The sequence below is a fragment of the Klenkia terrae genome (genome assembly GCF_037083865.1).
GTDB classification, from domain to species: Bacteria; Actinomycetota; Actinomycetes; order Mycobacteriales; family Geodermatophilaceae; genus Klenkia; species Klenkia terrae.
Genome location: NZ_JBAPLV010000020.1, coordinates 1 through 25,971 on the forward strand (window position 1 = coordinate 1; position 25,971 = coordinate 25,971).

27 protein-coding genes and 1 tRNA gene are annotated in these 25,971 nt (G+C 74.7%); 16 read left to right on the forward strand and 12 right to left on the reverse strand.

Translation table 11 applies throughout. The annotated features are described in order from the left end of the window. Positions 1–57: 57 nt before the first annotated feature. Positions 58–681 carry a methyltransferase domain-containing protein gene (locus UXQ13_RS16870; protein ID WP_225233239.1) on the reverse strand — a complete coding sequence of 208 codons (624 nt, stop codon included), beginning with the start codon at positions 679–681 and terminating at the stop codon, positions 58–60. Positions 682–756: 75 nt separating this feature from the next. Between UXQ13_RS16870 and UXQ13_RS16875 the strand changes: the two genes are divergently transcribed. The 3 genes from UXQ13_RS16875 (at position 757) to UXQ13_RS16885 (ending at position 2,106) form a co-directional block, all read left to right on the forward strand. Continuing rightward, positions 757–830 (forward strand) — tRNA-Gly (locus UXQ13_RS16875). A 149-nt stretch (positions 831–979) separates the two neighbouring features. Then, positions 980–1,549 carry an NADPH-dependent FMN reductase gene (locus UXQ13_RS16880; protein WP_225233240.1) on the forward strand — a complete coding sequence of 190 codons (570 nt, stop codon included), beginning with the start codon at positions 980–982 and terminating at the stop codon, positions 1,547–1,549. Between the two features lie 23 nt (positions 1,550–1,572). After that, on the forward strand, positions 1,573–2,106 hold the full coding sequence (locus UXQ13_RS16885) for a GNAT family N-acetyltransferase (protein ID WP_225233241.1): 534 nt from the start codon (positions 1,573–1,575) through the stop codon (positions 2,104–2,106). Between the two features lie 204 nt (positions 2,107–2,310). Here UXQ13_RS16885 and UXQ13_RS16890 read toward each other — a convergent pair whose 3' ends face one another. From UXQ13_RS16890 to UXQ13_RS16900, 3 genes are read right to left on the reverse strand one after another with little or no spacing between them, the layout of a single operon-like run. After that, positions 2,311–3,339 carry a type III polyketide synthase gene (locus tag UXQ13_RS16890; RefSeq protein WP_225233242.1) on the reverse strand — a complete coding sequence of 343 codons (1,029 nt, stop codon included), beginning with the start codon at positions 3,337–3,339 and terminating at the stop codon, positions 2,311–2,313. Between the two features lie 22 nt (positions 3,340–3,361). Further along, a complete protein-coding gene (locus UXQ13_RS16895; protein ID WP_225233243.1) occupies positions 3,362–4,090 on the reverse strand; it encodes a methyltransferase domain-containing protein in 729 nt (242 codons plus the stop codon). Positions 4,091–4,100: 10 nt separating this feature from the next. After that, positions 4,101–4,469: a DUF3140 domain-containing protein gene (locus UXQ13_RS16900; protein WP_225233244.1), complete on the reverse strand. Its 369-nt coding sequence runs from the start codon at positions 4,467–4,469 to the stop codon at positions 4,101–4,103. 17 nt (positions 4,470–4,486) lie between these two features. Here UXQ13_RS16900 and UXQ13_RS16905 point away from each other — a divergent pair, with 17 nt between their 5' ends. The 3 genes from UXQ13_RS16905 to UXQ13_RS16915 all read left to right on the forward strand — a co-directional run bounded on the left by UXQ13_RS16905 (position 4,487) and on the right by UXQ13_RS16915 (position 6,186). Beyond that, the gene (locus UXQ13_RS16905; protein WP_225233245.1) at positions 4,487–4,996 is read left to right on the forward strand and encodes a DUF6328 family protein; all 510 of its coding nucleotides are present in this window, start codon (positions 4,487–4,489) and stop codon (positions 4,994–4,996) included. Between the two features lie 63 nt (positions 4,997–5,059). Further along, a complete protein-coding gene (locus tag UXQ13_RS16910; RefSeq protein WP_225233246.1) occupies positions 5,060–5,980 on the forward strand; it encodes a ribokinase in 921 nt (306 codons plus the stop codon). 35 nt (positions 5,981–6,015) lie between these two features. Continuing rightward, positions 6,016–6,186, forward strand: coding sequence for a hypothetical protein (locus UXQ13_RS16915; protein WP_225233247.1), 171 nt, complete (start codon positions 6,016–6,018; stop codon positions 6,184–6,186). Positions 6,187–6,188: 2 nt separating this feature from the next. Here the strand turns inward: UXQ13_RS16915 and UXQ13_RS16920 are convergent, their stop codons facing one another. Genes UXQ13_RS16920 through UXQ13_RS16955 form a run of 8 tightly spaced genes read right to left on the reverse strand, consistent with a single transcriptional unit; the run spans position 6,189 to position 16,765 of the window. Next, positions 6,189–7,346, reverse strand: coding sequence for an acyl-CoA dehydrogenase family protein (locus UXQ13_RS16920; protein ID WP_225233248.1), 1,158 nt, complete (start codon positions 7,344–7,346; stop codon positions 6,189–6,191). After that, positions 7,343–8,857 (reverse strand): class I adenylate-forming enzyme family protein, encoded by a 1,515-nt coding sequence (locus tag UXQ13_RS16925; RefSeq protein WP_336392575.1) that lies wholly within the window; start codon positions 8,855–8,857, stop codon positions 7,343–7,345. Before UXQ13_RS16925 ends, UXQ13_RS16920 begins: the two co-directional genes overlap by 4 nt. Beyond that, a complete protein-coding gene (locus tag UXQ13_RS16930; protein ID WP_225233250.1) occupies positions 8,857–10,785 on the reverse strand; it encodes an ATP-binding protein in 1,929 nt (642 codons plus the stop codon). Before UXQ13_RS16930 ends, UXQ13_RS16925 begins: the two co-directional genes overlap by 1 nt. Next, positions 10,782–12,395, reverse strand: coding sequence for an acyl-CoA carboxylase subunit beta (locus UXQ13_RS16935; protein ID WP_336392576.1), 1,614 nt, complete (start codon positions 12,393–12,395; stop codon positions 10,782–10,784). Before UXQ13_RS16935 ends, UXQ13_RS16930 begins: the two co-directional genes overlap by 4 nt. After that, positions 12,392–13,543: an acyl-CoA dehydrogenase family protein gene (locus tag UXQ13_RS16940; protein ID WP_225233252.1), complete on the reverse strand. Its 1,152-nt coding sequence runs from the start codon at positions 13,541–13,543 to the stop codon at positions 12,392–12,394. Before UXQ13_RS16940 ends, UXQ13_RS16935 begins: the two co-directional genes overlap by 4 nt. Further along, positions 13,540–15,240 carry an acyclic terpene utilization AtuA family protein gene (locus tag UXQ13_RS16945; RefSeq protein ID WP_225233253.1) on the reverse strand — a complete coding sequence of 567 codons (1,701 nt, stop codon included), beginning with the start codon at positions 15,238–15,240 and terminating at the stop codon, positions 13,540–13,542. The genes UXQ13_RS16940 and UXQ13_RS16945 overlap by 4 nt, the downstream gene beginning before the upstream one ends. Next, the gene (locus UXQ13_RS16950; RefSeq protein ID WP_336392577.1) at positions 15,237–16,004 is read right to left on the reverse strand and encodes a TIGR03084 family metal-binding protein; all 768 of its coding nucleotides are present in this window, start codon (positions 16,002–16,004) and stop codon (positions 15,237–15,239) included. The genes UXQ13_RS16945 and UXQ13_RS16950 overlap by 4 nt, the downstream gene beginning before the upstream one ends. A gap of 50 nt (positions 16,005–16,054) precedes the next feature. Continuing rightward, positions 16,055–16,765 (reverse strand): TetR/AcrR family transcriptional regulator, encoded by a 711-nt coding sequence (locus tag UXQ13_RS16955; protein WP_225233255.1) that lies wholly within the window; start codon positions 16,763–16,765, stop codon positions 16,055–16,057. A gap of 112 nt (positions 16,766–16,877) precedes the next feature. On the opposite strand from UXQ13_RS16955, the gene UXQ13_RS16960 reads away from it, so the two are divergent. From UXQ13_RS16960 to UXQ13_RS17005, 10 genes are all read left to right on the forward strand, one after another. Next, positions 16,878–18,407, forward strand: coding sequence for an acyl-CoA synthetase (locus tag UXQ13_RS16960; RefSeq protein ID WP_225233256.1), 1,530 nt, complete (start codon positions 16,878–16,880; stop codon positions 18,405–18,407). Then, complete coding sequence (locus UXQ13_RS16965; RefSeq protein WP_225233257.1) at positions 18,407–19,417, forward strand: TIGR03617 family F420-dependent LLM class oxidoreductase; 1,011 nt, start codon at positions 18,407–18,409, stop codon at positions 19,415–19,417. Before UXQ13_RS16960 ends, UXQ13_RS16965 begins: the two co-directional genes overlap by 1 nt. An 80-nt stretch (positions 19,418–19,497) precedes the next feature. Continuing rightward, complete coding sequence (locus UXQ13_RS16970; protein WP_225233258.1) at positions 19,498–20,427, forward strand: metal ABC transporter solute-binding protein, Zn/Mn family; 930 nt, start codon at positions 19,498–19,500, stop codon at positions 20,425–20,427. Next, a complete protein-coding gene (locus tag UXQ13_RS16975) occupies positions 20,424–21,209 on the forward strand; it encodes a metal ABC transporter ATP-binding protein (RefSeq protein WP_225233259.1) in 786 nt (261 codons plus the stop codon). The genes UXQ13_RS16970 and UXQ13_RS16975 overlap by 4 nt, the downstream gene beginning before the upstream one ends. A gap of 12 nt (positions 21,210–21,221) precedes the next feature. After that, a complete protein-coding gene (locus tag UXQ13_RS16980; protein ID WP_225233260.1) occupies positions 21,222–22,109 on the forward strand; it encodes a metal ABC transporter permease in 888 nt (295 codons plus the stop codon). A gap of 64 nt (positions 22,110–22,173) precedes the next feature. Continuing rightward, a complete protein-coding gene (locus UXQ13_RS16985) occupies positions 22,174–22,299 on the forward strand; it encodes a hypothetical protein (RefSeq protein ID WP_263639366.1) in 126 nt (41 codons plus the stop codon). Positions 22,300–22,462: 163 nt separating this feature from the next. Then, the gene (locus UXQ13_RS16990; protein ID WP_225233261.1) at positions 22,463–23,116 is read left to right on the forward strand and encodes a TetR/AcrR family transcriptional regulator; all 654 of its coding nucleotides are present in this window, start codon (positions 22,463–22,465) and stop codon (positions 23,114–23,116) included. 43 nt (positions 23,117–23,159) lie between these two features. Then, complete coding sequence (locus tag UXQ13_RS16995) at positions 23,160–23,582, forward strand: hypothetical protein (protein WP_336392578.1); 423 nt, start codon at positions 23,160–23,162, stop codon at positions 23,580–23,582. Between the two features lie 37 nt (positions 23,583–23,619). Then, the gene (locus tag UXQ13_RS17000; protein ID WP_336392579.1) at positions 23,620–23,907 is read left to right on the forward strand and encodes a lipopolysaccharide assembly protein LapA domain-containing protein; all 288 of its coding nucleotides are present in this window, start codon (positions 23,620–23,622) and stop codon (positions 23,905–23,907) included. Between the two features lie 106 nt (positions 23,908–24,013). Next, positions 24,014–25,858: an acyl-CoA dehydrogenase gene (locus tag UXQ13_RS17005; protein ID WP_225233264.1), complete on the forward strand. Its 1,845-nt coding sequence runs from the start codon at positions 24,014–24,016 to the stop codon at positions 25,856–25,858. The last annotated feature ends 113 nt before the right edge of the window (positions 25,859–25,971 follow it).

Below are 25,971 nucleotides of genomic sequence, written 5' to 3' on the forward strand. Positions count from 1 at the left end.
GTCCTACGTCCCGGCCCCTACCGCCCCGCTGTCAACAACCTCATGCACCGCAACATCCTAGGCGCGACGGGCGGTGACCGCCCAGAGCGGGTCGCCGCGGCCGGCCGGGGTGCGCAGCTGCACCTCGGGCTCGGTGAACCCGCCGGCCCGGCGCAGCAGCTCGACGACCAGTGCCCCGTGCTGGGCGTCGGAGGTGCCGAGCCAGCCGTGCACGGCCTTGGTCGGGAAGCAGCGGTTGGAGAAGGTGATCGCCACGGTCCCGCCGGGTCGCAGCACCCGGACGGCCTCGGTGAGCACCTCGACCGGACGGGTCAGGTAGTCGATCGAGACGCAGCAGACGACGGCGTCCACGTCGGCGTCGGGCAGCGGGATCCGCGGGTCGGCGTTGAGGTCGTGCACGATGCGCTGGGTCGCGGCCGGGTTCGCGTCGAGCTCCGCGGCGTTCATGCCCAGGACGACGAGCTCGACCGGCGGCTGCTCGAAGTGCGAGACCCACGACGACATCAGGTCCAGCACCCGGCCGGTGAGTCCGAGCTCGGTGTACAGCGCCCCGACCGCGGCGATCGCGCGGTCGTCGATGTGCGTGACCAGGCGGGGCGGGCCGTAGAAGACGGTGTCCGGCGTGGGGTCGTCCCGGTCGAAGAAGCCGGGCGGGAAGCCGTCGTACGGGTCGGTGGTCACCCGTCGAGTCTGCGGCCGGTGCGGGGGTCTCCGCCGGGCGGAGCGGGCGCTGCGGTAAGGTTCTGGAGCGCTCACGCGGGTGTAGTTCAATGGTAGAACATCAGCTTCCCAAGCTGACAGTGCGAGTTCGATTCTCGTCACCCGCTCCACGTGAAAGGCCCCGGTCCGTCGTGGATCCCGGGGCCTTCGTCGTCGCTGCCGCCGGGCCGACCGACGTGAGCACCCGTCACCGAGAGCGGGTCGATCCGGGCTGCGGCGTAGCTTGAGGGCTCAACCAGTCGTCCCGAGGAGTTCCGCCGTGCCGCTTCCCGTCCTCCAGGTGATCGCCGCCAGCACCCGTCCCGGCCGCAAGGGCATCGCCGTCGCCCGCTGGGTGGCGCAGCAGGCCGAGGCGCACGGCGGGTTCGACGTCGAGCTGGTGGACCTGGCCGACGCCGGTCTGCCGGTGCTCGACGAGCCCAACCACCCGCGGCTGGGCCAGTACACCCAGCAGCACACCAAGGACTGGTCGGCGACGATCTCCCGGGCCGACGCCTTCGTGTTCGTCTTCCCCGAGTACAACCACTCGATGCCCGGCGGTCTGAAGAACGCGCTGGACTTCCTGTTCCACGAGTGGGCCGACAAGGCCGCCGGCCTGGTCTCCTACGGCGGCGTCTCGGCCGGCACCCGCTCGGCCGCTGCGCTCAAGCCGGTCCTCGGCGCGCTGCGCATGGTGCCCGTCGTCGAGGCCGCCACCATCCCGTTCTTCACCCAGTTCATCGACGAGGACGGCGTCTTCACCGGCAACGCGGAGCTGGAGGCCGGCGCCACGGCGATGCTCGACGAGATCGCCCGGCTGACCGCGGGCCTGCAGACCGTGCGCCGCTGACCGGCAGGCACGAGGCTGTCGGGATGGACCTGCGGACCCTCCCGACCGCCGACCTGGACGCCGGTGAGCTGGTCGCGCTCCGCGCCTTCCTGGACGGCGTCTTCACCGACGGCTTCCGGGACGACCACTGGAGCCACGCCCGCGGCGGCCTGCACGTCCTGGCCACCCGCAACGGCGAGCTCGTCGGGCACGCCGCGGTGGTCGGCCGCCAGCTCCTGGTCGGCGACCGGACCCTGCGCACCGGCTACGTCGAGGCCGTGGCGGTGGCCTCCTCGGCGCGCCGGCAGGGGGTCGCGACCGCACTGATGACCGAGGTCGAGCGGTTGGTGCGGGGCGGCTCCGAGCTCGGCGCGCTGGCCGCCAGCGTGGACGGCGTCGGGCTGTACGAGGCCCGCGGCTGGACCCGGTGGCAGGGCCCGCTGTGCGCCCTGACCCCGGACGGCCGGACCGAGGGCGACGCGTCCCGGGTCTACGTGCTGGCCACGCCGGAGACCCCGATCGCCCTGGACCCGACCATCCCCCTGGTCTGCGACTGGCGGCGCGGCAGCCTCTGGTGAGCTAGCGGGTTGTGCGCGCCGATTGCCACAGCGTGCCGACCCGCCGGAGCGGTGGGACAAGCGGTGCGCACGGTTCGTCCGGGACGCCGGAGGGCTGGCGGCCCGGCGTGCCAGCCGTCACGATCGACGCGGCGGATGTGAGACGGCATCGTTCCGCTCGTGCCCGCCCGACCAGGCCCTGCCCCCGCCCGGTCGCCCCCGGGTTCAGGCCGGCAGGAGCAGCGTGGCGTAGAGCGTCAGCCCAGGCCCGAAGGCCATGGCGACCACCGGCCCGTCGACGTCCCCGAGGTCCTCGAGGACCAGCAGCACCGTCGCCGACGAGCAGTTGCCGTGCTCGGCGAGCACCCGGCGCGAGGGCGCCATCTGCGCCTCGGTGAGCCCCAGCTGGTCGCGGGCGACGTCCAGGATCCGCGGGCCACCGGGGTGCACCGCCCACCCGGCCACGTCCTCCACCTTCAGGCCGGCGGTGTCCAGCAGCTCCTGCACCACGTCGCCGACGTGCCGGGCCAGCACGTCGGGCACCCGCGGCGACAGGCCCATCTTGAAGCCGAGGTCGGTGACGTCCCAGGTCATGTGGTCGGCGGTGGAGTGGTCGGTGCGCGCCACCGTCGCCGCCACCCGCATGCCGCGGCGGGCGTCGGGCTCGAGCACCACCGCGCTGGCCGCGTCGCTGAACAGCGCGTGCGCCACCACCTGCGACAGGTCGTGCCGGGCCGGCTGCACGTGCAGGCTGGTCAGCTCGCAGCACAGCAGCACCGCCGGCCGGGACCGCGCGGTCACGTAGTCCCCCACCGCGCCCAGGCCGGGCAGTGCCGCGTAGCAGCCCATGTGCCCGACCAGCAGGCGCTGCACCCCGGCCGGCATGCCCAGGTCGCTGGCCAGCCGGATGTCCAGACCCGGGGTGGCGTACCCGGTGCAGGTGACGACGGCGAACAGCCCGACGTCCCCGGGTGCCAAGCCCGCGGAGTCCAGCGCGGAGGCGACCGCCTGTTTGCCCAGCGGGAGCGCCTCGGTGATGAACCGCTCCATCCGGGCGCCGGTGCCCCACTGCGACAGGTCCTCGTGCACCGGGTTGGCCACCGCGTGCCGGGTCCGCACCCCGGCGGCGTCGAACACCCGGCGGGCCGACCGCAGGCTGGCGTAGTGCTCGGCGAAGAAGCCGTCCCACACCTCGTCCTGGGTGTAGGTCGCCGGCAGCGCCCGGCCGGCACCGGTGATCACGGCGCCGCTCATCGGGGCCGGTCCTGGGGAAACGTCACTCCTCGACGGTACGGGCGGGAGCGCCGGGGCGCTTGCGGCCGTAGCCGGCGAACAGGATGCCGCTCCAGCGCATCGGCACCATCCGCACGGTGGGCCGCCGTCCGCGCTTCCAGGCGACCAGGTCGCGCACCGACGGCCGCAGACCGACCAGCCGCAGGTCCAGGCCAAGGCGGTCGGCGGCGGCCAGCAGCCGGCGGCGGTCGACGAACAGTGCCGCGTCGTGGATGCCCGGCGGCGGCCCGCCCGGGATGCGCTCGGCGATGCCGATGGCCACCGGCCCGGCCAGCCGGGAGTCCGCGATCGCGTCGACGACCAGGGTCCCACCCGGCCTGAGCAGCCGGGCGCACTCCGCCAGCACCGCGACGTCGTCCTCGACGTGCTCGAGGATCTCGCCGCAGACGACGACGTCGGCGCACCCGTCGGCCAGCGGCACGGCCAGCACGGACCCGCGGACGGCGGCCACCCCGTGCTCTCTGGCCAGCCCCAGACCGGCCGCGCCGAGGTCGACCCCGACGTGCCGGTAGCCCAGCCTGCGGACGTGCGGGGCCATCAGACCGCCGCCGCAGGCCAGGTCCACCAGGACGGCGTCCGGGGACGGCGCCGGCGGCAGGTGCTCGGCGCGGGAGGCGGCCAGCCAGTGCAGCATCGCGAACCCACCGGCCGGGACCCACCACTGGTCGGCGAGCTGGTCGTACTGGGCGGGGTCGTTCCTGGCCAGCGGCACCCCCGGGACGCTACTTCTTCACTGGGTCGTGACCCCAGTTCATCAGCGAGTACCGCCAGCGGGAGTCCTCCATCGACTCCGACGTGGGCCGCTGGGCCAGGTGCCGCTTCACGTAACCGGTCACCTTCCGCATGTGCTCGTGGTCGTCGTCGGTCAGGTCGGCCACCTTCGTGTGCAGCAGCTCCACGATCCGGCGCCCGGACTCGTGTCCGGTCGACTCCCCCGACCCGCCGGACTTCTGGCCCACCGACTTCGACTCGTCGGTGTCCAGGAAGTCCTCGAGCTGCTTCGCGGTCATGTTCACCGCCTCGTGGAACCCGTCCCGGGTCTGCTTGTCGTCGTCGGCCACGCCGTCCTCCAGGTGATCGGTGCTCCCCACCGGGGTACCGCCTGGCCATGGAGGGGAAACCGGGACCGCAGCACACCGCCCGCGATCGGGACGAGACCCCTGACCAGGTGCTCGACCGCAACACCGGTGAGCTGCTGCAGGAGCTGCGGGTCACGATCACCGGCGTCCAGGTGCTGTTCGGCTTCCTGCTGACGCTGCCGTTCAGCTATCGCTTCGGCGACCTGGACGGCCTGGAGACCGCGCTCTACACGGTCACGCTCATGGCCACGGCGCTGTCGACGATCGCGCTCATCGCCCCGGTCCCGGTCCACCGACTGCTCTTCCGGCGGCGCGAGCGGGCGGCGCTGGTCCGCGTCGGCGACCGGCTGCTGGTGGTCGGGCTGGCCCTGCTGCTGCTCGGCGTGGTCAGCGCGGTGCTGCTGGTCCTGGACGTGGTGCTCGGCTGGACGGCGGCCCTGGTCGGCGGCGGGGTCGTGGCGGTCGCGGGCCTGGTGACCTGGTACGCGGTGCCGATCCGCATCCGCACCCGGAGCGACCGGGATGATCAGCTGCGGTGAGGACGGCGCCTGGCCGACCGGGCCCCCGGCGGCGCCACCTAGGCTCCCGACCGTGATCCAGCTGTGAGCGTGACCGTCGTCGGCAGCCTCAACGAGGACGTCGTGGTGACCGTCGACCGGCTGCCCGGCCGCGGCGAGACCGTCATCGGCACCGGCGTCCAGGTCCTGCCCGGCGGCAAGGGCGCCAACCAGGCGGCCGCGGCCGGTCGGCTGGGCCGCGGCGTGCACATGGTCGGCCGGGTCGGTGCGGACGACGCCGGGGACCGGCAGCTGGCCGCCCTGGCCGAGGCGGGCGTGAACGTCGGCCGGGTGCACCGGACCGACGGCGTCCCGACCGGCTCGGCGACCATCCCCGTCGAGGCCGCGGGCGGGGAGAACCTGATCGTCGTCGTCCCCGGGGCGAATGCCGCGCTGACCGCGGCCGACGTGGACGTCGAGAGCGTGCACCGGGCCGGCGTCCTGCTGCTGCAGCTGGAGACCCCGCTGGAGACCGTGCTGGCCGCCGCCCGCGCCACCGGGGGCACCGTGGTGCTCAACCCGGCCCCCGCCCAGCCGCTGCCGGCCGAGCTGCTGGCCGCCGTCGACGTGCTGGTGCCCAACGAGCACGAGCTGGTCCAGCTGGCCGGTGCGCCGACCGCGGAGCGCTCCCCCGCGCAGCTCGCCGAGCTGGCCCGCGGCCTGGCCGCCCGCTCCGTCGTGGTCACCCTCGGCGGCGCCGGGGTGCTCGTCGTCCCGGCCGAGGGCCCGGCGCTGCACCAGCCGCCGCTGGCCGTCGAGCCGGTGGACACCACCGGCGCCGGGGACTGCTTCAACGGCGCGCTGTGCCAGGCGCTGTCCCGCGGCGACGACCTGCCGACCGCGGTGGGCTACGCCGCGGTCGCCGCGGCGCTGTCCACCACCGGGCCGGGCGCCCGGGGCGGGCTGCCCGACGACGACGCCGTCCGGGCCGCGCTGCCCCGACTGCCGGGGGCGCGCCAGGTCTGAGGTTGGCCCGCGCACCGATCGGGCACGGCACAGCCATGACCGACACCACGCCCACGCACCCCGAGGACCCCGCCGAGGGCGCCGACCCCACCGGTCCCGACGGCGCCGGCCGCACCCCGCACCCGGACGAGCCCGCCGAGGGCGGCGACGACGAGGCCGACGCCGCCGCCGGCCTGGACCCGGAGAACCGGGTCACCGGCATCTGAGCTCAGTAGGACCGGGGCAGCCGGAGGTCGTGCTGGGCGATGAAGTTCAGCACCATCTCCCGGCTGACCGGCGCGATCCGGGAGAACCGGGACGAGGTGATCAGCGCACCGATCCCGGTCTCCTGGGACAGGCCCGTCCCGCCGTGGGTCTGCACCGCGGCGTCCACGGCGTGCACGACGGCCTCGGCGGCGGCGTACTTGGCGCTGTTGGCCGCCGACGCCGCGTCCTTGCCGGTGTCGATCAGCCAGGCGGCCTTGAGCGTCATCAGCCGGGCCAGCTCGACCTCGACCTGCGCGGCGGCCAGCGGGTGCGAGACGCCCTGGTGCGCGCCGATCGGGGTGCCCCAGACCCGGCGGTCCCTGGCGTAGGCGGCGGCCTTGTCCAGCGCCAGCCGGGCGGTGCCCAGCGAGTAGGCCGCGCCCATCACCCGCTCGGGGTTCAGCCCGGCGAACAGCTGCGCGATGCCGGCGTCCGGGGAGCCGACGAGGGCGTCGGCGGGCAGCCGGACGTCGTCCAGGAAGAGCTGGAACTGGTGCTCGGGGCTGACCAGCTCCATCGGGATCGGGGTCCGCGACAGGCCCGGCGCATCGACGGGGACGACGAACAGCGCCGGCCGCAGCGTGCCCTTGGCCGAGTCGGCCAGCTTCGCCACGACGAGCACCGCGTCCGCGACGTCGACGCCGCTGATCCACACCTTCTGGCCCTTCAGCACCCACTCGTCGCCGTCCCGGCGGGCGACGGTGGTGATCTCGTGGCTGTTGGACCCGGCGTCGGGCTCGGTGATGGCGAACGCCATGGTCAGCGAGCCGTCAGCGATGCCGGGCAGCCAGCGGTCGCGCTGCTCGGGGGTGCCGGAGCGGGCGATGATCGTGCCGCAGATGGCCGGGCTGACCACCATCATCAGCAGCGGGCAGCCGGCCGCCCCGAGCTCCTCCAGCACGATCGACAGCTCGACCATGCCGCCGCCCCCGCCGCCGTGCTCCTCGGGCAGGTTGACGCCCAGGAACCCGGCCTTGCCGGCCTCGTCCCACAGCGCCCGGGTGGTCCCGCCGGTGCGGGACTGCTCCAGGTACCAGGAGTGGCCGTACCGGCCGGCCAGGTCGGCCACGGCCGTGCGCAGGTCGCGCAGCTCATCGCCCTCGTCGAAGTCCAGGGTCACGGGGACACCACCTCACGGCGCAGCTGCGCCTTCGCGATCTTCCCGGCGGGCGTCGTCGGCAGCTCGCCGCGCACCTCGAACCGGCGGGGCACCTTGTAGTCGGCCAGCCGCTCCCGGCACCAGGCCGCGAGCTCGGTCGGGGTGGGCGGGGACGCGGGGTCCCGCGGGACGACGAAGTACAGCCCCACCTCGCCGAGGACGTCGTCCGGGACGCCGATGCCGGCGGCCAGCGCGACGCCCGGGTGCGCGGCGAGGACGTTCTCCACCTCGACGGGGTACACGTTGAACCCGCCCTGCAGGAACATCTCCTTGCGGCGGCCGCGCAGCACCAGGTGGCCGGTGGCCTCCCGGATGACCATGTCGCCGGTGGCCAGCCAGCCGTCGGGGAACCCGGCGGCGGTCTCCGCCGGCAGCTCCCAGTAGCCGCGGGCCACCGAGGGCGCCCGGACGTACAGCTCGCCGTCCTCGCCGTCTGGAACGTCGGTGCCGGTGGCCGGGTCGACGACCCGCAGCTCGACGTCGTCCAGCGCGGTGCCCAGCGTCCGGCAGACGGTGTCCAGGTCGTCGGTCAGCGGGCTCATCACGCAGGCGCCCGACGTCTCCGACAGCCCGAACAGGTTCTGCACCACGGCGCCGGGGAACGCAGCGCCCATCGCCCGGGCCAGCGGCGGGTCCACGTTGGAGCCGCCCACGACGGCGATCCGGGCGCTGGAGACGTCCCGCGGGGCCTTCGCCTGCTCGGCCAGCATGAGCACGTACATCGTCGGCACGCCGGCCACCACGGTCACCCGGTGCGCGGCGACGGCGTCCAGCGCGGCGGCCGGGGAGAAGGCCGGCAGCATCGCGATCGACGCCCCCGAGGTCAGCGCCGCGAGCACCGTGCAGGTGATGCCGCCGACGTGGTTGAACGGCAGGTTGGACACGAAGACGTCGGTCGGGCCGGCCTGCTGCCGGTCGCGCTGCCCGATGGCGGAGGCCAGCAGGCTGCCGTGGGTGAGCACCGCGCCCTTGGGCCGGCCGGTGGTGCCCGACGTGTAGAGCACGACGGCGGGGGTGTCCGGGCCGAGCTCGACCTCGGGCACCGCGGCGTCGACGTCGCAGAGCGAGGCGAAGCCGTCCGGGCCGTCGTCGCCGAACCAGATGACCTGCAGGCCGGGCAGGTCCAGCGAGGCGTACAGCGCCCGGACGTCGACCCCGGGCAGCTCGCCCTCGCTGACCACCAGCGTCGTCCCCGACTGGCCGAGCATGTGGGTCAGCTCGGTCTCCCGGTACCGCGGGTTCAGCGTGACGACGGCGGCTCCGGCCCGGACGGCGCCGAAGAAGAGCACCAGCCAGTCGGTGGTGTTCAGCCCGGACACCGCCACCCGGTCGCCGGGCCGGATGCCGCGGGCTGCCAACCCGGCCGCGCACCGGTCGGCCCGGGCGTCGAGCTCCCGGACGGTGACCGGGTCGGCCCCGCCGAGCAGGAAGGGCCGGTCGGGCGCCTCGCGCAGTGCGGTGGACAGGTCCATCAGGTCTCCCCCTCCAGGACGGTGAGGACCGCGCCGGCCTCCACCTGGGCACCGACGACGACGTCCACGCTGGTCACGACGCCGTCGGCGGGCGCGGTGACCGGGTGCTGCATCTTCATCGCCTCGAGCACGAGCAGCCGCTGGCCGGCGGTGACCCGGTCCCCGACGGACACGTGGACGGCGACCACGGAGCCGGGCATCGGGGCGACCAGCGACCCGGCGGCGACGGCGGCCGACGGGTCGGGGAACCGCGGCAGCACCCGCAGGGGCACCGACCAGCCGTCGCCGTCCACCCAGACGTCGTCCCCGTGCACCGCGACGGACAGCCGGCGCTCGACGCCGTGCACGGTCAGCACCACCTCGTGCGGCTCGGCGGACACCAGCTCGACGCCCTCGGGGCCCTGCAGGCCGTCGCGGGTCAACCGGTAGCTGACCTCGGCCGTCTCGAACGCCGTCCGCTGCGGCTGCGAGACCACGTTGCGCCACCCGCTGGGCAGGTCGCCCAGCACGGCGGCGTCCCGGCGCCGTCCGGCGGCCAGCGCCAGCGCAGCGGCGAGCGGGGCCAGGGCAACCTCGTCGTCGCTGGCCAGCGGTGCGGCCAGCACGTCCAGGCCGTGCCGGTCGAAGAACGCGGTGTCGGTCTCCCCGGCCAGGAACGCCGGGTGCCGCAGCGAGCGGACCAGCAGGTCGCGGTTGGTGGTCGGGCCGTGCAGCCGCGCGTTCGCGAGCGCGGCGGCCAGCCGGGCGGCGGCCTCGGCCCGGGTGGGCGCCCAGGCGACGACCTTGGCCAGCATCGGGTCGTAGTGGGTGGAGACCACGCTGCCGGCGACGACCCCGGCGTCCACCCGGATGCCCGCGGCGGGCGGCACCGCGAACGCGGTCCCGGGGACGTCGAAGCCGTGCACCGGTCCGCTGACCGGCCGCCAGTCCTGCGCCGGGTCCTCGGCGTAGAGCCGGACCTCGATCGCGTGGCCGGTCGGCGCCGGGGGCTCCGCGGGCAGCCGCTCGCCGGCGGCGATCCGCAGCTGCCAGGCGACCAGGTCCAGGCCGGTGACGCACTCGGTGACCGGGTGCTCGACCTGCAGCCGGGTGTTGGTCTCCAGGAAGAAGAACGCCCCGTCGGCGCGGACCAGGAACTCCACGGTGCCGGCGCCGACGTAGTCGATCGCCCGGGCCGCGGTGACCGCCGCGTCGCTCAGCGCGGCGCGCAGCTCCGGGGTGACGAACGGCGACGGGGTCTCCTCGACCACCTTCTGGTGCCGGCGCTGCAGCGAGCACTCCCGCTCCCCCAGCGACCAGACGGTGCCGTGCGCGTCGGCCAGCACCTGGACCTCGATGTGCCGGCCGGCCTCGACGTAGGGCTCCACGAACACCGTCGGGTCGCCGAACGCCGACGCGGCCTCGGCCCGGGCCGTCTCGACCTCCGCGTCCAGGTCGGCCAGCGCGCGCACGATCCGCATCCCGCAGCCGCCGCCGCCGGCCGACGCCTTGACCAGCACCGGCAGGTCGGCCTCCGTGACCTCGTTCAGCTGCAGCACCGGCACACCGGCGGCGGCCATCAGCGCCTTGGCCTCGACCTTCGAGCCCATCGCGTCGATCGAGGTGGCCGGCGGGCCGATCCAGGTCAGCCCGGCGTCGACCACCGCCCGGGCGAAGTCGGCGTTCTCCGACAGGAACCCGTAGCCCGGGTGCACCGCGTCGGCGCCGGCGGCCCTCGCCGCGGCGACCAGCAGGTCGGCGCGGAGGTAGGTCTCCGCCGGCGTGGCCCCGGGCAGCCGGACGGACCGGTCCGCCTCGGTCCGGTGCGGGCTGCCGGCGTCCGGGTCGCTGTAGACGGCGACCGTGCCGATGCCCAGGTCGCGGCAGGTCCGGAACACCCGCCGCGCGATCTCCCCCCGGTTGGCCACGAGCACGCGGGTGACGGTCACGGGCGGAACACCCCGTAGGCGGGGGTGCCGTGGCCGGCGCCGGTGCCGGCGACCTCGCCGGACGCGATCGCGGACAGGCACATGCCGAGCACGGTGCGGGTGTCGCGCGGGTCGATGATCCCGTCGTCGTAGACCCGGCCGGACAGGAACTGGGGCATCGACTCCGCCTCGATCTGGGCCTCGACGGCGGCGCGCATGGCGGCGTCGCCGTCCTCGTCGAACGGGGTGCCGCGGGACTCCGCCGCGGCCCGGGCCACGATCGAGAGCACGCCGGCGAGCTGGGCCGGGCCCATGACGGCGGACTTCGCCGTCGGCCAGGCGAACAGGAACCGCGGGTCGTAGGCCCGCCCGCACATGCCGTAGTGGCCGGCGCCGTAGGAGGCGCCCAGCAGCACCGACAGGTGCGGCACCCGGCTGTTGGAGACGGCGTTGATCATCATCGCGCCGTGCTTGATGATCCCGCCCTGCTCGTACTCCTTCCCGACCATGTAGCCGGTGGTGTTGTGCAGGAAGAGCAGCGGGGTGTCGCTGGCGTTGGCCAGCTGGATGAACTGGGTGGCCTTCTGCGCCTCGGCGCTGAACAGCACGCCCTGCGCGTTGGCCAGCACGCCGACCGGGTGGCCGTGGATGCGCGCCCAGGCGGTGACCAGCGAGGGCCCGTAGCGCGGCTTGACCTCGTCGAGGTCGGAGTCGTCGACGACCCGGGCGAGCACCTCGCGGGGGTCGAAGGGCTGGGACAGGTCGGTGCCGACGACGCCGAGCAGGTCGTCCTCGGCGTACCGCGGCGGCAGCACCGCCGAGGGCGCCGGCCCGCGCTTGCGCCAGTTCAGCCGGGCGACGACCCGGCGGCCGATCCGCAGCGCGTCCACCTCGTCGACCGCGACGTGGTCGGCCAGCCCGGACACCCGGCCGTGCATCGCCGCACCGCCCAGGGACTCCTCGTCGGCGACCTCGCCGGTGGCCATCTTCACCAGCGGCGGGCCGCCGAGGAACACCTTCGCGCCGCCGTCGACCATCACGACGTGGTCGCTCATGCCGGGCACGTAGGCCCCGCCGGCGGTGGAGTTGCCGAAGACGATCGCGATCGTCGGGATGCCGGCCGCGGACAGCCGGGTGAGGTCGCGGAACAGCTGCCCGCCCGGGATGAAGATGTCCTTCTGGGTGGGCAGGTCGGCGCCGCCGGACTCCACCAGGTTGACCAGCGGCAGCCGGTTCTCCCGGGCGACCTGCATGGCGCGCAGCGTCTTCTTCAGCGTCCACGGGTTGCTCGACCCGCCGCGGACGGTGGGGTCGTGCGCGATCACGACCACCTCGACGCCCTCCACCACGCCGACGCCGGTGACCACGCTGGCGCCGACGGTGAAGTCGGTGCCCCACGCGGCCAGCGGGGAGAGCTCCAGGAACGGGCTGTCGGCGTCCAGCAGCAGCTCGACCCGCTCCCGGGCCAGCAGCTTGCCCCGCCCCCGGTGCCGGGCGACGGCCTTCTCCCCTCCCCCGGCGACGGCGCGGGCGTGCTCGTCGTCCAGCGCGCGCAGCGCCGCGAGCACCGCGGTCCGGTTGGCGGCGAACTGGTCGCCGGCGGTGTCCAGGGCAGAGCGGAACACGGTCATGCGGGGGCCTCCGAGTAGCCGAGGAGCCGGCCGGCCAGGTCGGTGAGCACCTCGGTGGCGCCGCCGCCGATGCCGAGGATCCGGACGTCTCGGAAGTGGCGCTCCACCTCCGAGTCGCGCAGGTAGCCCATCCCGCCGTGCAGCTGGACGGCCTGGCTGCAGACCCACTCCCCGGCGGCGACGGCGGCGTTCTTGGCCAGGCAGGCCTCGGCGGCGACGTCCTCCCCCGCGGCGTGCCGGACGACGACCGAGCGGGTGTAGGTGCGGGCCAGCTCGACCCGGGAGTGCATCTCGACCAGCCGGTGCACCACGGCCTGCCGGCCGGCCAGCGGGACGCCGAACGTCGTCCGGTCCCGGGTCCAGGCGCGGGTCAGCGCCAGCGCGCGGTCGGCGACGCCGTAGGCGTGCACGGCCAGCGCCAGCCGCTCGGTGACGAACTGCCGGGTGATCTGGCCGAACCCGCCGCCCTCCGGGCCGACCAGGTTGCCCACCGGCACCCGGGCGCCGGCGTAGGCCAGCTCCGCGGTGTCCGAGCAGTGCCAGCCCATCTTCGCCAGCGCCCGGGAGACGGTGAACCCGGGCGTGCCCCGGTCGACGACCAGCAGGCCGACCCCCCGGGCGCCCGGCCCGCCGGTGCGCACCGCGGTGGTCACGAAGTCCGCGCGGGTGCCGCTGGTGATGAAGGTCTTGGTGCCGTCCACGACGAAGGAGTCGCCGTCCCGGACCGCGCGGGTGCGCAGCGCGCCGACGTCGGAGCCGGCGTCGGGCTCGCTGACCGCCAGCGACCCGATCAGCTCCCCGGCCAGCGTCGGCCGGACGTACCGCTCGACCAGGTCGGGATCCCCGGCGGCGACCAGGTGCGGCAGCGCGATCGAGTGCGTGAACAACGCCGCCAGCAGCCCGGACGACGCCCCGGCCGCGAGCATCGCCTCCAGCACGGTGACCACGTCGACCAGGTCACCGCCCTGCCCGCCGACCTCCTCGGGGAAGCCGATGCCCAGCAGCCCGGCGTCCGCGGCGGCCCGGTGCAGCGCGCGCGGCACCGCGCCGGCGGTCTCCCAGGCGTCCAGGTCGGGCAGCACGTGCCGCTGCACGAACCCGGCGGCCGACTCCCGCAGCTGCACGCGCTCCGCCGACTCCCAGCTCACAGCAGGGCCTCCGGGATATCCATCTCGCGCCCGCGCAGCCACTCGCCGACCGCCTTGCCCTGCGGGTCGAACCGGGTGCTGGCGGCCACCCCCTGACCGAGCAGGCCCTCGACCACCACGTCGACCGCGCGCAGGTTCGGCAGCGGGTGCACGGTGACCGGCAGGTCCGCGGCCTCGGGCAGCAGCTCCCGGACGACGTCGGGGGTCAGCGCGGCGGCCAACCACGCGGCGCCCTCGTCGGTGCGCGCCCAGAGGCCGACGTTCGCCGTCCCGCCCTTGTCGCCGCTGCGGGCCCGGGCGACCGCACCCAGCGGCGCGCGCCGGGTCGGACCGGGCTCGACGGACGTGGCGGGGACGGCGGGCAGGTCGGCCAGCGGTGCGGTGACCGCCGGCGGCGGGATGTCCACCCGGCTGCCGTCGGGCAGCACCGCGACGTGCGGCACCGCGGTCTGCGGCACGTAGGCCGGCGCGTAGACGCCGTACGCCGAGCCCGACCCGGGCGGCGCGGTCAGGTGGAAGCCCGGGTAGGAGGCCAGCGCCATCTCCACCGCGGCGCCGGAGAACGCCCGGCCGACGACCTCGGCGACCGGGTCGGTGGCCTGGGCGCGCAGCAGCACGCTGGCGCCGGCCTCGGTGTCGGCGTCCGGGCGCTGCACGCCGACGGTCGACCAGACCAGCTCGGCCGGGCGCGGGTCCAGCGCGGCCTCGAACTGGGCCCGGGCCAGCGCCGCCTTGGCCTCGATCCGGTCGCCGGTGAGCACGAAGGTGACCTCGTTGCGGTGCCCGCCCAGGGCGTTGAGGCAGACCTTGACGTCCGGCGGCGGGGCCTCGCCGCGGACGCCGTCCAGCAGTACCCGGTCCGGGCCGTCCGGGGTCAGCCGCACGGTGTCGAAGCGGGCGACGGCGTCGGGGCCGGCGTACCGGGCGCCGGTGATCTCGTAGAGCAGCTGCGCGGTGACGGTGTCCACGTCGACGACCCCGCCGGTGCCCGGGTGCTTGGTGATCACGCTGGACCCGTCGGCGCGCAGCTCGGCCAGCGGGAAGCCGGGGTGCAGCAGCTGCTCCAGCGGGTGCTCGTCGAAGGCGGACAGGTTGCCGCCGGTGGCCTGGGTGCCGCACTCCAGCACGTGCCCGCAGGCCATCGCGCCGGCGATCGCGTCGTGGTCCTCCCGCCCCCAGCCGAAGTGCGCGATGCCCGGGCCGACGACCAGCGAGGCGTCGGTGACCCGCCCGGTGACCACGACGTCGGCGCCCGCGCGCAGGCACTCGGCGATGCCGAACGCGCCCAGGTAGGCGTTGGCGGTGATCGGCTCGCCGAACCCGAGCTCGGCCGCGCGGGGCAGCAGGTCGTCGCCCTCCACGTGCGCGACCGCCGTCGGCACGCCGAGCCGGTCGGCCAGCGCGCGGACGGCGTCGGCCAGCCCCGCCGGGTTGGTGCCGCCGGCGTTGACCACCAACCGCACGCCCCGGTCCCGGGCCAGGCCCAGGCACTCCTCGAGCTGGGCCAGGAAGGTCCGGGCGTACCCGCGGGAGGCGTCGCGAGCCCGGTCCCGGCCCAGGATCAGCATGGTCAGCTCGGCCAGGTAGTCCCCGGTGAGCACGTCCAGCGGGCCGCCCTCGAGCATCTCCCGGACGGCGGCCCGCCGGTCGCCGTAGAAGCCCGACGCGTTGCCGACCCGCAGCGCCGGCGGCGTCACCGGGCCTCGCTGCCGGCGCCGGGCTCACCGGCGAAGGCCTGGGCGACGGCCATCCAGCGGGCGGCGGCCTCGCCGGTCGTGGCCAGGTCGAGCGCGGCGAGGGGACGGCGCTGGGTGACCCGCAGGCAGAAGTCCAGCGCCGGGCCGGTCACCCGGTCGGCCGCGGACTCCTCGCCCCAGCTCCACACCGCCCCCGACGGCGCGACGAGCTCGACCCGCACGTCCTCGGTCGGGGCCGGCAGGCCGTGCTGGGCGTGCGCGAAGCCGCGGGTGACCACGCCCAGGTGCGCGACCGCCCGCAGCCGGTCGGTGGCCGAGACCGGCAGCCCCAGCGCGTCGGTGACGTCGACGCCGTGCGCCCAGGTCTCCATCAGCCGGGCGGTGGCCATCGACGCGGCGCTCATCGGCGGGCCGTACCAGGGCAGCTTCTGCCCCGCGGGGACGGCCGCGAGCGCTGCGGCCAGGGCTGCGCGCCCGGTCCGCCAGCGCTCGAGCAGCTCGGCCGGGGGGACGGCGGCGCCGGCCGCGGCCTCGGCGTCGACCAGGCCGTCGGTGTCCGGGAGCGCGCGGAAGGCCGTCGGGTCGGTGGCCGCCAGCGCGGCGACGTCGTCGGTCCAGGCCAGGTGGGCGACCTGGTGGGCGACGGTCCAGCCCGCGGCCGGCGTCGGGGTGGCCCAGCCGGTGTCGTCGAGACCGGCGACCACGTCGTCCAGCGCCCTGCTCTCGGCGTCCAGATCGGCCAGCAGACCCTGCAGCAGCGACACCCGAGATCTCCCTCGCCAGGCCGGGCGGTCAGCACTGACCGCCCGTACGGTCAGCTTGGCCCGACGTCCTCGTCGGCGTCAAGACCCGCGACCGCGCGACCGGCGGCGAGCGCCTCGTCGACCACCGCCACCACCGCCCCGGCGGGGTCGGCCAGGTCGGCGGCGCGGCTCGGGTCGGCCAGCAGCCCGCCCAGGTAGGTGTCCACGTAGGACGCCGCCACCGCCGCCACCGGCTCGGCCCCGGCGGGGTCGAACCAGGTCCACATCCAGTGCACCGAGCCGAACAGCTGCAGCGTGCGCAGCCGGGCGTCGCCGGGCCGGAAGTCCCCGGTGCGCTCGCCCTCGGTCAGGACCGACACCACCAGCTGCCGGTACTCGTCCCGCAGCCCGCGGGAGGTCTCCATGCCCGGGGCGGCGGCGAACCGGCGCACCTCGCGCTGGAAGGCGATCGTCGCCGTCCGGTCGACGACCTGGTAGCGCACGCCCAGGTGCAGGAAGGCCGCCAGCCGCTGGGCCGGCCCGGGCAGGGCGTCCCAGACCACCCGCACCTCGGCCAGCCGGCGTCGCATGTAGGTCTCGTGCAGCTCGGTGAGCAGCTGCTCCTTGGTGCCGAAGTGGTGCACGATCGTGCCCTTGCTCAGCCCCAGGCCGGCGGCGAGGTCGCCGAAGTTCGTGCCGTCGTAGCCGCGCTCGGCCACCATCGCGGTGAAGGCGTCGAGGATGTCGCCGCGCCTGCTGCCGCGCCGCACGGGTCCGCCCACGGCGCCGACCGTACCGGGCACCGGCCCCGGGCAGTCAGGGTTGACCGTGCGCCCGGTCACACCGCAGGATCCCCCGGTACACCCGCCGCCGAGCACCCCGAGGGAGCGCGCCGTGTACCCCGGCACCTACGCCGACCGCACGCCGGACAAGGCGGCCGTCGTCGTCGCCGAGACCGGGCGGGTGGTCACCTACGCCGAGCTCGACGACCGGTCGACCCGGCTCGCCGACGTCCTCCGCCGGCAGGGGCTGGGCCCCGGCGACCACGTCGCGTTCATCGCCGACAACACCCCCGAGGTCTTCGAGGTCTACTGGGCCGCGCTGCGCTCGGGCCTGTACGTCACCGGGGTCAACAACCACCTGACCGCCGACGAGGCCGCCTACATCGTGCGCGACTGCGGCGCCCGGGTGCTCGTGGCGTCGGCGGGTGCCGGCGCCCTGGCCCGGGGCGTCGCCGAGCGCTGCCCCGACCTGGGCCTGCGGCTGGCCTGGGGCGGCCCGGTCGAGGGGTACGAGGACTACGAGGCGGCCCTGGCGGCGGCCTCGCCCGAGCGGCCGGCCGTGCAGCCCGCGGGCGCGGACATGCTCTACAGCTCGGGCACCACCGGCCGGCCCAAGGGCGTGCTGCCCAACCTGCCCACCCACCGCATCGACGAGCCCGGCGACGTGTTCACCGCCGTCTTCGGCCCGCTCTACGGGTTCGACGCCGACACCGTCTACTACTCGGCCGCGCCGCTCTACCACGCGGCGCCGCTGCGCTTCGGCGGCATGCAGCACCGGTCCGGCGGCACCGTCGTCATGGCCGCGAAGTTCGACGCCGAGACCGCGCTCGGGCACATCGAGCAGTACCGCGTCACGCACAGCCAGTGGGTGCCGACCATGTTCGTGCGGATGCTCAAGCTGCCGGCGGAGGTGCGCGAGCGGTTCGACGTGTCCAGCCAGCAGGTGGCCATCCACGCCGCCGCGCCGTGCCCGGTCGAGGTCAAGCAGCAGATGATGGAGTGGTGGGGGCCCATCCTCGACGAGTACTACTCCTCCACCGAGGGCAACGGCGTCACGATCATCCGCCCGCAGGACTGGCTGGCCCACCCCGGCACCGTCGGCCGGGCCGCCCTCGGCGTGCTGCACATCTGCGACGAGGAGGGGACCGAGCTCCCGCCCGGGGAGATCGGCACCGTCTGGGTCGAGCGCGACGCCATGCCCTTCAGCTACCACGGCGACCCGGAGAAGACCGCGGCCGCGCAGCACCCCGACCACCCGACCTGGTCGGCGATCGGCGACATCGGCCGGGTGGACGACGAGGGCTACCTCTACCTCACCGACCGCAAGGCCTTCATGATCATCTCCGGCGGGGTGAACGTGTACCCGCAGGAGGCCGAGGACGTGCTCGTCATGCACCCGGCGGTGGCCGACGTGGCGGTGATCGGCATCCCCGACGACGACCTCGGCGAGGCCGTGCTCGGGGTGGTGCAGACCGTCGAGGGCGTCGAGCCCTCGCCGGACCTGGCCGCCGACCTGATCGGCTTCGCCCGCGAGCGGCTGGCCGGCTACAAGGTGCCCCGGCGCATCGAGTTCATGGCCGAGCTCCCGCGCAGCGCCGCCGGCAAGCTGGTCAAGCGCCGGCTGACCGAGGTGTACCGCTGATGTTGCTCGACGCGTCGCTGACCACCGCCGAGGACCCGGCCGCCACCGCCCGCGACCTGGAGGAGCGGGGCTACGCCGGGGTGTGGGCCTCCGAGGTCGCGCAGGACCCGTTCCTGCTGCTGCACACCGCGGCGCTGGCCACCTCCCGGGTGTCGGTGGGCACCGGCATCGCGGTGGCCTTCGCCCGCTCGCCGATGACGCTGGCCTACACCGCCTACGACCTGCAGCGGTACAGCCGGGGCCGGTTCGTGCTGGGCCTGGGCACCCAGATCCAGGCGCACGTGGAGCGCCGGTTCTCCATGCCCTGGTCGGCCCCGGCCGCGCGGATGCGGGAGTACCTCGGCGCGCTGCGGGCGATCTGGGCGACCTGGACCGACGACGTCCCGCTGCGGTTCCGCGGCGAGCACTACCGGCACACGCTGATGACCCCGATGTTCACCCCGGCCCGGCACGCCTGGGGCGCCCCGCCGGTGCACCTGGCCGCGGTCGGCCCGCTGATGACCCGACTGGCCGGCGAGGCCGCCGACGGGCTGCTCGCGCACTCCTTCACCACCGAGCGCTACCTGCGCGAGCGCACCCTGCCCGCCCTGCACGAGGGCCTGGACGCCGAGGGCCGGTCCCGGGCCGACGTCCAGGTCAGCCTGCCGGGGTTCGTCGTCGGCGGCCGGGACGACGCCGAGCGGTCGGCCGCCGCGGCCGCGGTGCGCGGCCAGATCGCGTTCTACGGGTCGACGCCGGCCTACCGCCCGGTGCTCGAGCTGCACGGCTGGGGCGACCTGGGCGACGAGCTGCACGCGCTGTCGACGTCGCGCAGCGAGGACAAGTGGCAGGCGATGGCCGACCTGGTGGACGACGAGGTGCTCGGCACGTTCGCCGTGGTCGCCGACCCGGACGAGGCCGGCGCCGCCCTGCTGGCCCGGTTCGACGGGCTGGTCGACCGGTTCAGCATCTACCCCGGCACCGGCGTCCCGCTGGCCGCCTGGGACCCGGTGGTGCAGGCCCTGCGCTGACCCGACTGGACGGCACCCTGCCCGGTGTGGTGACATTGCTTCCGAGAATCATTGTCAACAAGCTGCGCAGGAGTGCCATCGTGTCCCGCCGTCCCACCGTCCTGGCCCTGCTGGCCGCCTCGTCCCTCGCCCTCGCGGCCTGCGGTTCCGACGGCGGCAACTCGACCCTCACCACCGAGGCCGACACGGCCAACTGCCCCGGCGACGTGCTCGACGTCGTGGTCTCGGTGAACCAGTGGGGCGACATCGCCCGGGCGCTGGGCGGCGACTGCGCGACCGTCACCACGGTCATCAACTCCACGGCCGTCGACCCGCACGACTACGAGCCCAGCACCGGCGACATCGCCTCCTTCGAGGACGCCGACCTGGTCGTGGTCAACGGCGCCGACTACGACCACTGGGCCTCCGACGCCCTGGCCAACCTGGACCCCGAGCCGGCCGTCGTCGACGCCGCCGAGGTCGTCGGCGTGGCCGACGGCACCAACCCGCACCTCTGGTACTCCCCCGACTACGTGCAGCAGACCGCCGCGGCGATCACCGCCGAGCTGACCGAGCTGTCGCCCGACGCCGCGGACCACTTCGCCGGCCGGGCCGCCGCCTTCGCCACCGACCTGGAGCCCTGCACCGCCGAGCTGACCACGATCCAGGGTCTGGCCGCCGGCAAGAGCTACGCCGCCACCGAGACGGTCTTCGACTACACGGCGGCCGCCGTCGGGCTCACCGACGCCACCCCCGAGGGCTACCGGGACGCCGCCAGCAACGAGAGCGACCCGTCCTCCGGTGACGTGGCGGCGTTCGAGGCCGCTCTGTCCGACGGCAGCATCGACGTGCTGGTCTACAACACCCAGACCGAGGGCAGCGTGCCCGAGCAGCTGCGGGCCGCCGCCGAGGCCGCCGACGTCCCGGTGGTCGAGGTCACGGAATCCGTGCCGGACGGGGATGATTCCTTCGTCGAGTGGCAGCTGGCCCAGCTGCAGCAGCTCGCGGACGCACTCGGTGGGGGTCAGTGACGCACGGATCGACCTCGGAGACCCCGCCTGCCCTCGTGCTGGACGGGGTCTCCGTCGTGCGCGGCGGGCGCACCGTGTGGACCGAGGGCGACCTCGCCGTCCCCGCCGGCGCGGTCGTCGGCGTGATCGGGCCCAACGGCGCGGGCAAGACCACCCTCTTCCAGCTGGCCCTGGGCCTGCTGCCGGTGGCCACCGGCCGGATCGAGGTGCTCGGCGCCCCGCCCCGGCGGGGGAACCGCCGGATCGGCTACGTGCCGCAGAACTACACCGCCGCGCTCGGCGAGGCCGTGCGTGCCCGCGACCTGGTCGGCCTGGGGCTGACCGGCAACCGGTTCGGCATCCGGCGCAGCACGCCGGCCGAGCGCGCCCGGGTCGACGACGCGCTGCGCCGGGTCGGCGCCGCCGGCTACGCCGACCGCCGGATGAGCGAGCTGTCCGGCGGCCAGCAGCAGCGGGTGGCGATCGCCCAGGCGATCGTGGACGACGCCGACCTGCTGCTGCTCGACGAGCCGCTGGCCAACCTGGACCTGCGCAACTCCCAGGAGATCGTCACCCTGCTCGGTGAGCTGCGGCAGGAGCGGGCGGTGACGATCATGGTCGTCGCGCACGACCTCAACCCGCTGCTGCCGGTGCTCACCGACGCGGTCTACCTGCTCGACGGCCACCCGCACCACGACGTCATCGGCGAGGTCGTGACCGAGGAGCTGCTCACCCACCTCTACGGCACCCGCGTGCGCGTCGTCCGGACCGCGCAGGGCGACCTGTTCACCCGCAGCGGCTGAAGGAGCCCTCCCGTGCGCTACCAGGAGAACTGGCTCCAGATCCTGCAGACGACCTTCATGCAGCACGCCCTCGTCGGCGGCAGCCTGGTCGCCCTCACCGCAGGCCTCATGGGCTACTTCGTCATCACCCGGCAGAACGCGTTCGCCGCGCACGCCCTGGCCCACATCGGCTTCCCGGGCGCCACCGGCGCGATCCTCGTCGGCGCCCCGGTGACGCTGGGCCTGGCGGTCTTCTGCGTGGGCGGCGGGCTGCTGATCGGCCTGTTCGGCAAGCGGGTGGCCGAGCGGGAGATCGCCACCGGCACGATCCTCGCCTTCGCCACCGGCCTGGGCGTGCTGTTCGCCTCGCTGGCCACCGCCAACGCCTCCACCACGACGAACGTGCTCTTCGGCAACCTGCTGGCGATCAGCACCGACCAGCTGTGGCTGTTCGGCGGGTTCACCCTGCTGGTGGTCGTGGCGCTCGCGGTCATCGCCCGGCCGCTGGTGTTCGCCTCGGTCGACCCGGCCGTCGCTGAGGCCCGGGGCGTGCCGGTGCGCGCGCTGGGCGTCGCCTTCGTCGTCCTGCTGGCCCTGACCGTGACGATGGCCGTGCAGGTCGTCGGCACCCTCCTGCTGTTCGCGCTGGTGGTCACCCCCGCCGCGGCGGCGCTGCGGCTCACCGCCCGGCCGGGGCTCGTGGCGGCGCTGTCGGTGGCGTTCGCGCTGGCCTCGGTGTGGATCGGCCTGGTGCTCTCGGCCGTCGTCGACCTGCCGCCGAGCTTCTTCGTGGTCAGCGTGGCGGTGCTGATCTGGGGTGCGGTGCTGCTGGGCACCCGGGAGCGTCACCGGGCCCGGCCGACCGACCCGGTGGCCGGCGGGCACGACACCGTGCCCGCGGTGCCCGAGCACACGCACTGACCCCTCCGGGGGTGCCACGCGCCACCGGTGGTCAGCGGGCGGTCACCGGGTGCATCCTGGGGCGATGACGAGCCCGGACCAGCCGCAGCGCAGCGGCACCTCCTCCACCGACCCCGCCGAGGGCAGCGAGCCCACCGCCGCACCGGTCATCCGGATGCTGGCCAACCCGCGCCGGGTACGACGCGCCTGACCCCCTCGGCAGAGTTCGGCCAGGCGTGACCGCCCAGTCACAACGGTCCCCTCCGTCTCCGGTGGCACGGGCGGCTCACCAGTACGTATGACCCTGAGTTGTGGCGCCGACACACCGGCGTGCCGCGAACTGCTCCGTCACGGAGACGTGCACCATCGCTGACGTGACCGCCGCCCTCGCCCTCGACTACAGCCCCGCGCCCAGCGACGCCCACGGCTCGCTGGCCGCACCGATCCCGGTGCGCCGCAGCCGCGAGGAACGCCAGGCCATCGTGCTGGACACCGCCGAGCGGTTGTTCTCCGGCCGCAGCTCGCGCAGCGTCGGCATGGACGAGCTGGTCCGGGAGACCGGCCTGGGCAAGATGACCGTCTACCGGCTCTTCAAGAGCAAGGACGACCTGGTCGGGGCCTACCTCTCCCGCAAGGCCGCCACGCTGCTGGGCTACATCGACTCCCAGCTGGGCGGCTTCGCCGACGACCCGCGCGGCGCCCTGCTGGCCGTCGTCGACGTGGTGGAGAAGGACGTCACCCGCACCGGCTTCCGCGGCTGCCCGTTCACGAACGTCAGCAGCGAGTACGACGACCCGCAGCACCCGGCCCGCTCGGCCGCGGCGGACTACAAGTACGAGCTGCACATGCGCCTGGTCCACCTCGCCGAGGAGCTCGTCCCCGGGCACGGCGACGACCTGGCCTCGCAGCTGCACCTGATCATCGACGGCATGCAGCTGTCCGGTGGCCTGCTGGGTCCCGACGGCCCGGCCAGCCACGGCCGCCGCCTGGCCGAGCGCCTCGTGGACGCCGCGGTCGCCGGCGCCTGACCGCGACGGTTCGAGCCGGTCGCGCCGGGGCAGCAGTGCCTGCGTGACCGACCGATCCCGCCCCGACCTCGACGACACCACCGTCGAGGCGCTGGGCAAGCTGTCCGAGGCGCTGGAGACCGTGGAGCAGGCCCGCGGCTTCCTCTACGCGTTCCACCAGCTCTCCGGCAAGGCCGACATCCTGCTCGGCGAGGCGCTGGACTCCTTCCGGGAGGCCGGCGCCACCGCGCTGGCCGACGACCTGGAGCGGGACCTCCTGGGCCGCGACGTGGTGGCCGACCGGTGGACCTTCCAGGTCGTCGAGGACTACGACGACGGCTACTGGACGGCGTTCCGCGCGGCCGACGCCCGGGCCCGCACCGAGCTGTCCGGCGGCGACCGGCACGTGCTCGAGGCCCGGATGAAGCAGCGCGAGCGCACCCCCGGGGCGCCGCGCCAGGAGGCCGGTCCCGGGCTCGCGCCCTGACGGGCGGACCGACCGGTCCACCCCTACGGTCGGCGGCGTGACCTCCTCGTCCCCCGCCGCCGACCCGACCCCGCCGCCGGCCACCGCGCCCGCCCCCAAGCGCCGCGGGGGCAGCAGCCTGGGCCGGACGCTGGCCGGGGTCCTGCTGGTCACCCTCACCGTCGTCCTGGTGCTCTTCGTCGTCTTCAACACCCAGACCGTGCGCGTCTCGCTGGTGTTCGGCGTCGTGGACCTGCCGCTGGTCATCGCCCTGCTGGCCGCCGCCGTCCTGGGCGCCCTGATCGTCGCGCTGCTCTCGATCCGCGCCCGCCGCCGCGACCGCTGACCCCTCGGGGCGAGCCGGCTCGACACTTGTTACCGGCGGGTAATAGGGTTTGTTACCCACGGGTACGAACGGCCCGTCGGTAGCCAGACGCGCCGGGAGCAGCCAGATGGGCCACTACACCGCCAACTTGCGGGACCTCGAGTTCAACCTCTTCGAGTTCCAGTCCACCAAGGACCGCTTCGGCACCGGGCCGTTCGCCCAGATGGACGCCGCGACCGCCCGCGGGGTGCTCGACGAGGTCCGCCGACTGGCCGAGGGCCCGCTGGCCGAGAGCTTCGTGGACGCCGACCGCCACCCGCCGGTGTTCGACCCGGCCACCCACACGGTGACCATGCCCGAGTCGTTCAAGAAGTCGATCAAGGCGATCGACGACGGCGAGTGGTTCCGCCTCGACCTGCCCGAGGAGCTCGGCGGGTTCGGTGCTCCCCCGAGCATGCGCTGGGCCGCCTACGAGATGATCCTGGGCGCCAACCCCGCCGTCTTCATGTACGGGTCGGGCCCGAGCTTCGCCTCCGTGCTGCACGGGTTGGGCACCCCGGAGCAGCAGAAGCTCGCCGAGCTGATGATCGAGCGGCACTGGGGCGCCACGATGGTGCTCACCGAGCCCGACGCCGGCTCCGACGTCGGCGCCGGCCGCAGCCGCGCGGTGCGCCAGGACGACGGCACCTGGCACATCCACGGCGTGAAGCGGTTCATCAGCTCCGCCGAGCACGACATGGCCGAGAACATCGTGCACCTGGTGCTGGCCCGGCCCGAGGGCCACGGCCCGGGCACCAAGGGGCTGTCGCTGTTCGTCGTCCCCAAGTTCCACGTGGACGTGGAGACCGGCGAGCTGGGCGAGCGCAACGGCGCCTACGTGACGGGCGTGGAGAAGAAGATGGGCCTCAAGGTCTCCACCACCTGCGAGCTCACCTTCGGCGACGGCCCGGTGCCCGCGGTCGGGACGCTGGTCGGCGAGGTGCACGACGGCATCGCGCAGATGTTCCAGATCATCGAGTACGCCCGGATGTTCGTCGGCACGAAGGCGATCGCCACGCTGTCGGCCGGCTACCAGGTGGCGCTGGACTACGCGAAGTCCCGGGTGCAGGGCGCGGACATGACCGCGACCAGCAAGGATGCCCCGCGGGTCACGATCACCCACCACCCCGACGTCCGCCGCTCGCTGATGCTGCAGAAGGCGCACGCCGAGGGCATGCGGGCGCTGTACCTCTACACCGCCACCTTCCGCGACCAGGTGATGGAGGCCGAGGCGGCCGGCACCGCGGACAGCGACGAGGCGAAGCTCGCCGAGAAGCTCAACGACCTGCTGCTGCCGATCGTGAAGGGCTACGGCTCGGAGCGGGCGTCGGCGCTGCTGTCGGCCGAGTCGCTGCAGACCCTGGGCGGATCGGGCTTCCTGCAGGACTACCCCGTCGAGCAGTACGTGCGCGACGCCAAGATCGACACCCTCTACGAGGGCACCACGGCGATCCAGGGCCAGGACTTCTTCTTCCGCAAGATCGTCAAGGACGGCGGAGTGGCGATCGGCTGGCTGGCGTCGCAGATCCAGCAGACCCTGGACGCCGAGGCCGGCAACGGGCGGCTCAAGGAGGAGCGGGCGCTGCTGGCGACCGCGCTGGACGACGTCCAGGGCATGCTGACCACGATGTTCGGCCACCTCGGCCAGGCCGCGCAGGACATGCGCAACGCCTACCTGGTCGGCCAGAACACCTCCCGCTTCCTGCTGGCCGCCGGCGACCTGGTCACCGCGTGGCTGCTGGTCCGGCAGTCCGAGGTGGCGCTGGCCGCGCTGGCCGGGGAGGTCTCCGAGCGGGACCGGCACTTCTACGAGGGCAAGGTCGCGGCCACCCGCTTCTTCTGCTCCCAGGTGCTCCCCAAGCTGACGGCGGAGCGGGCCATCGTGGACCGCACCGACAACTCCCTGATGGACGTCGACGAAGCCGCCTTCTGACCCAGCTCGGCGTGGTTCCTGCTCATCCCGGCCGCAGGATGCCCAGGAACCACGCCGTGCTCACCCCTCGCTCGCGCGGCGATGGGTGAGCCGCGGCCGCGCGGGGCAGGGAG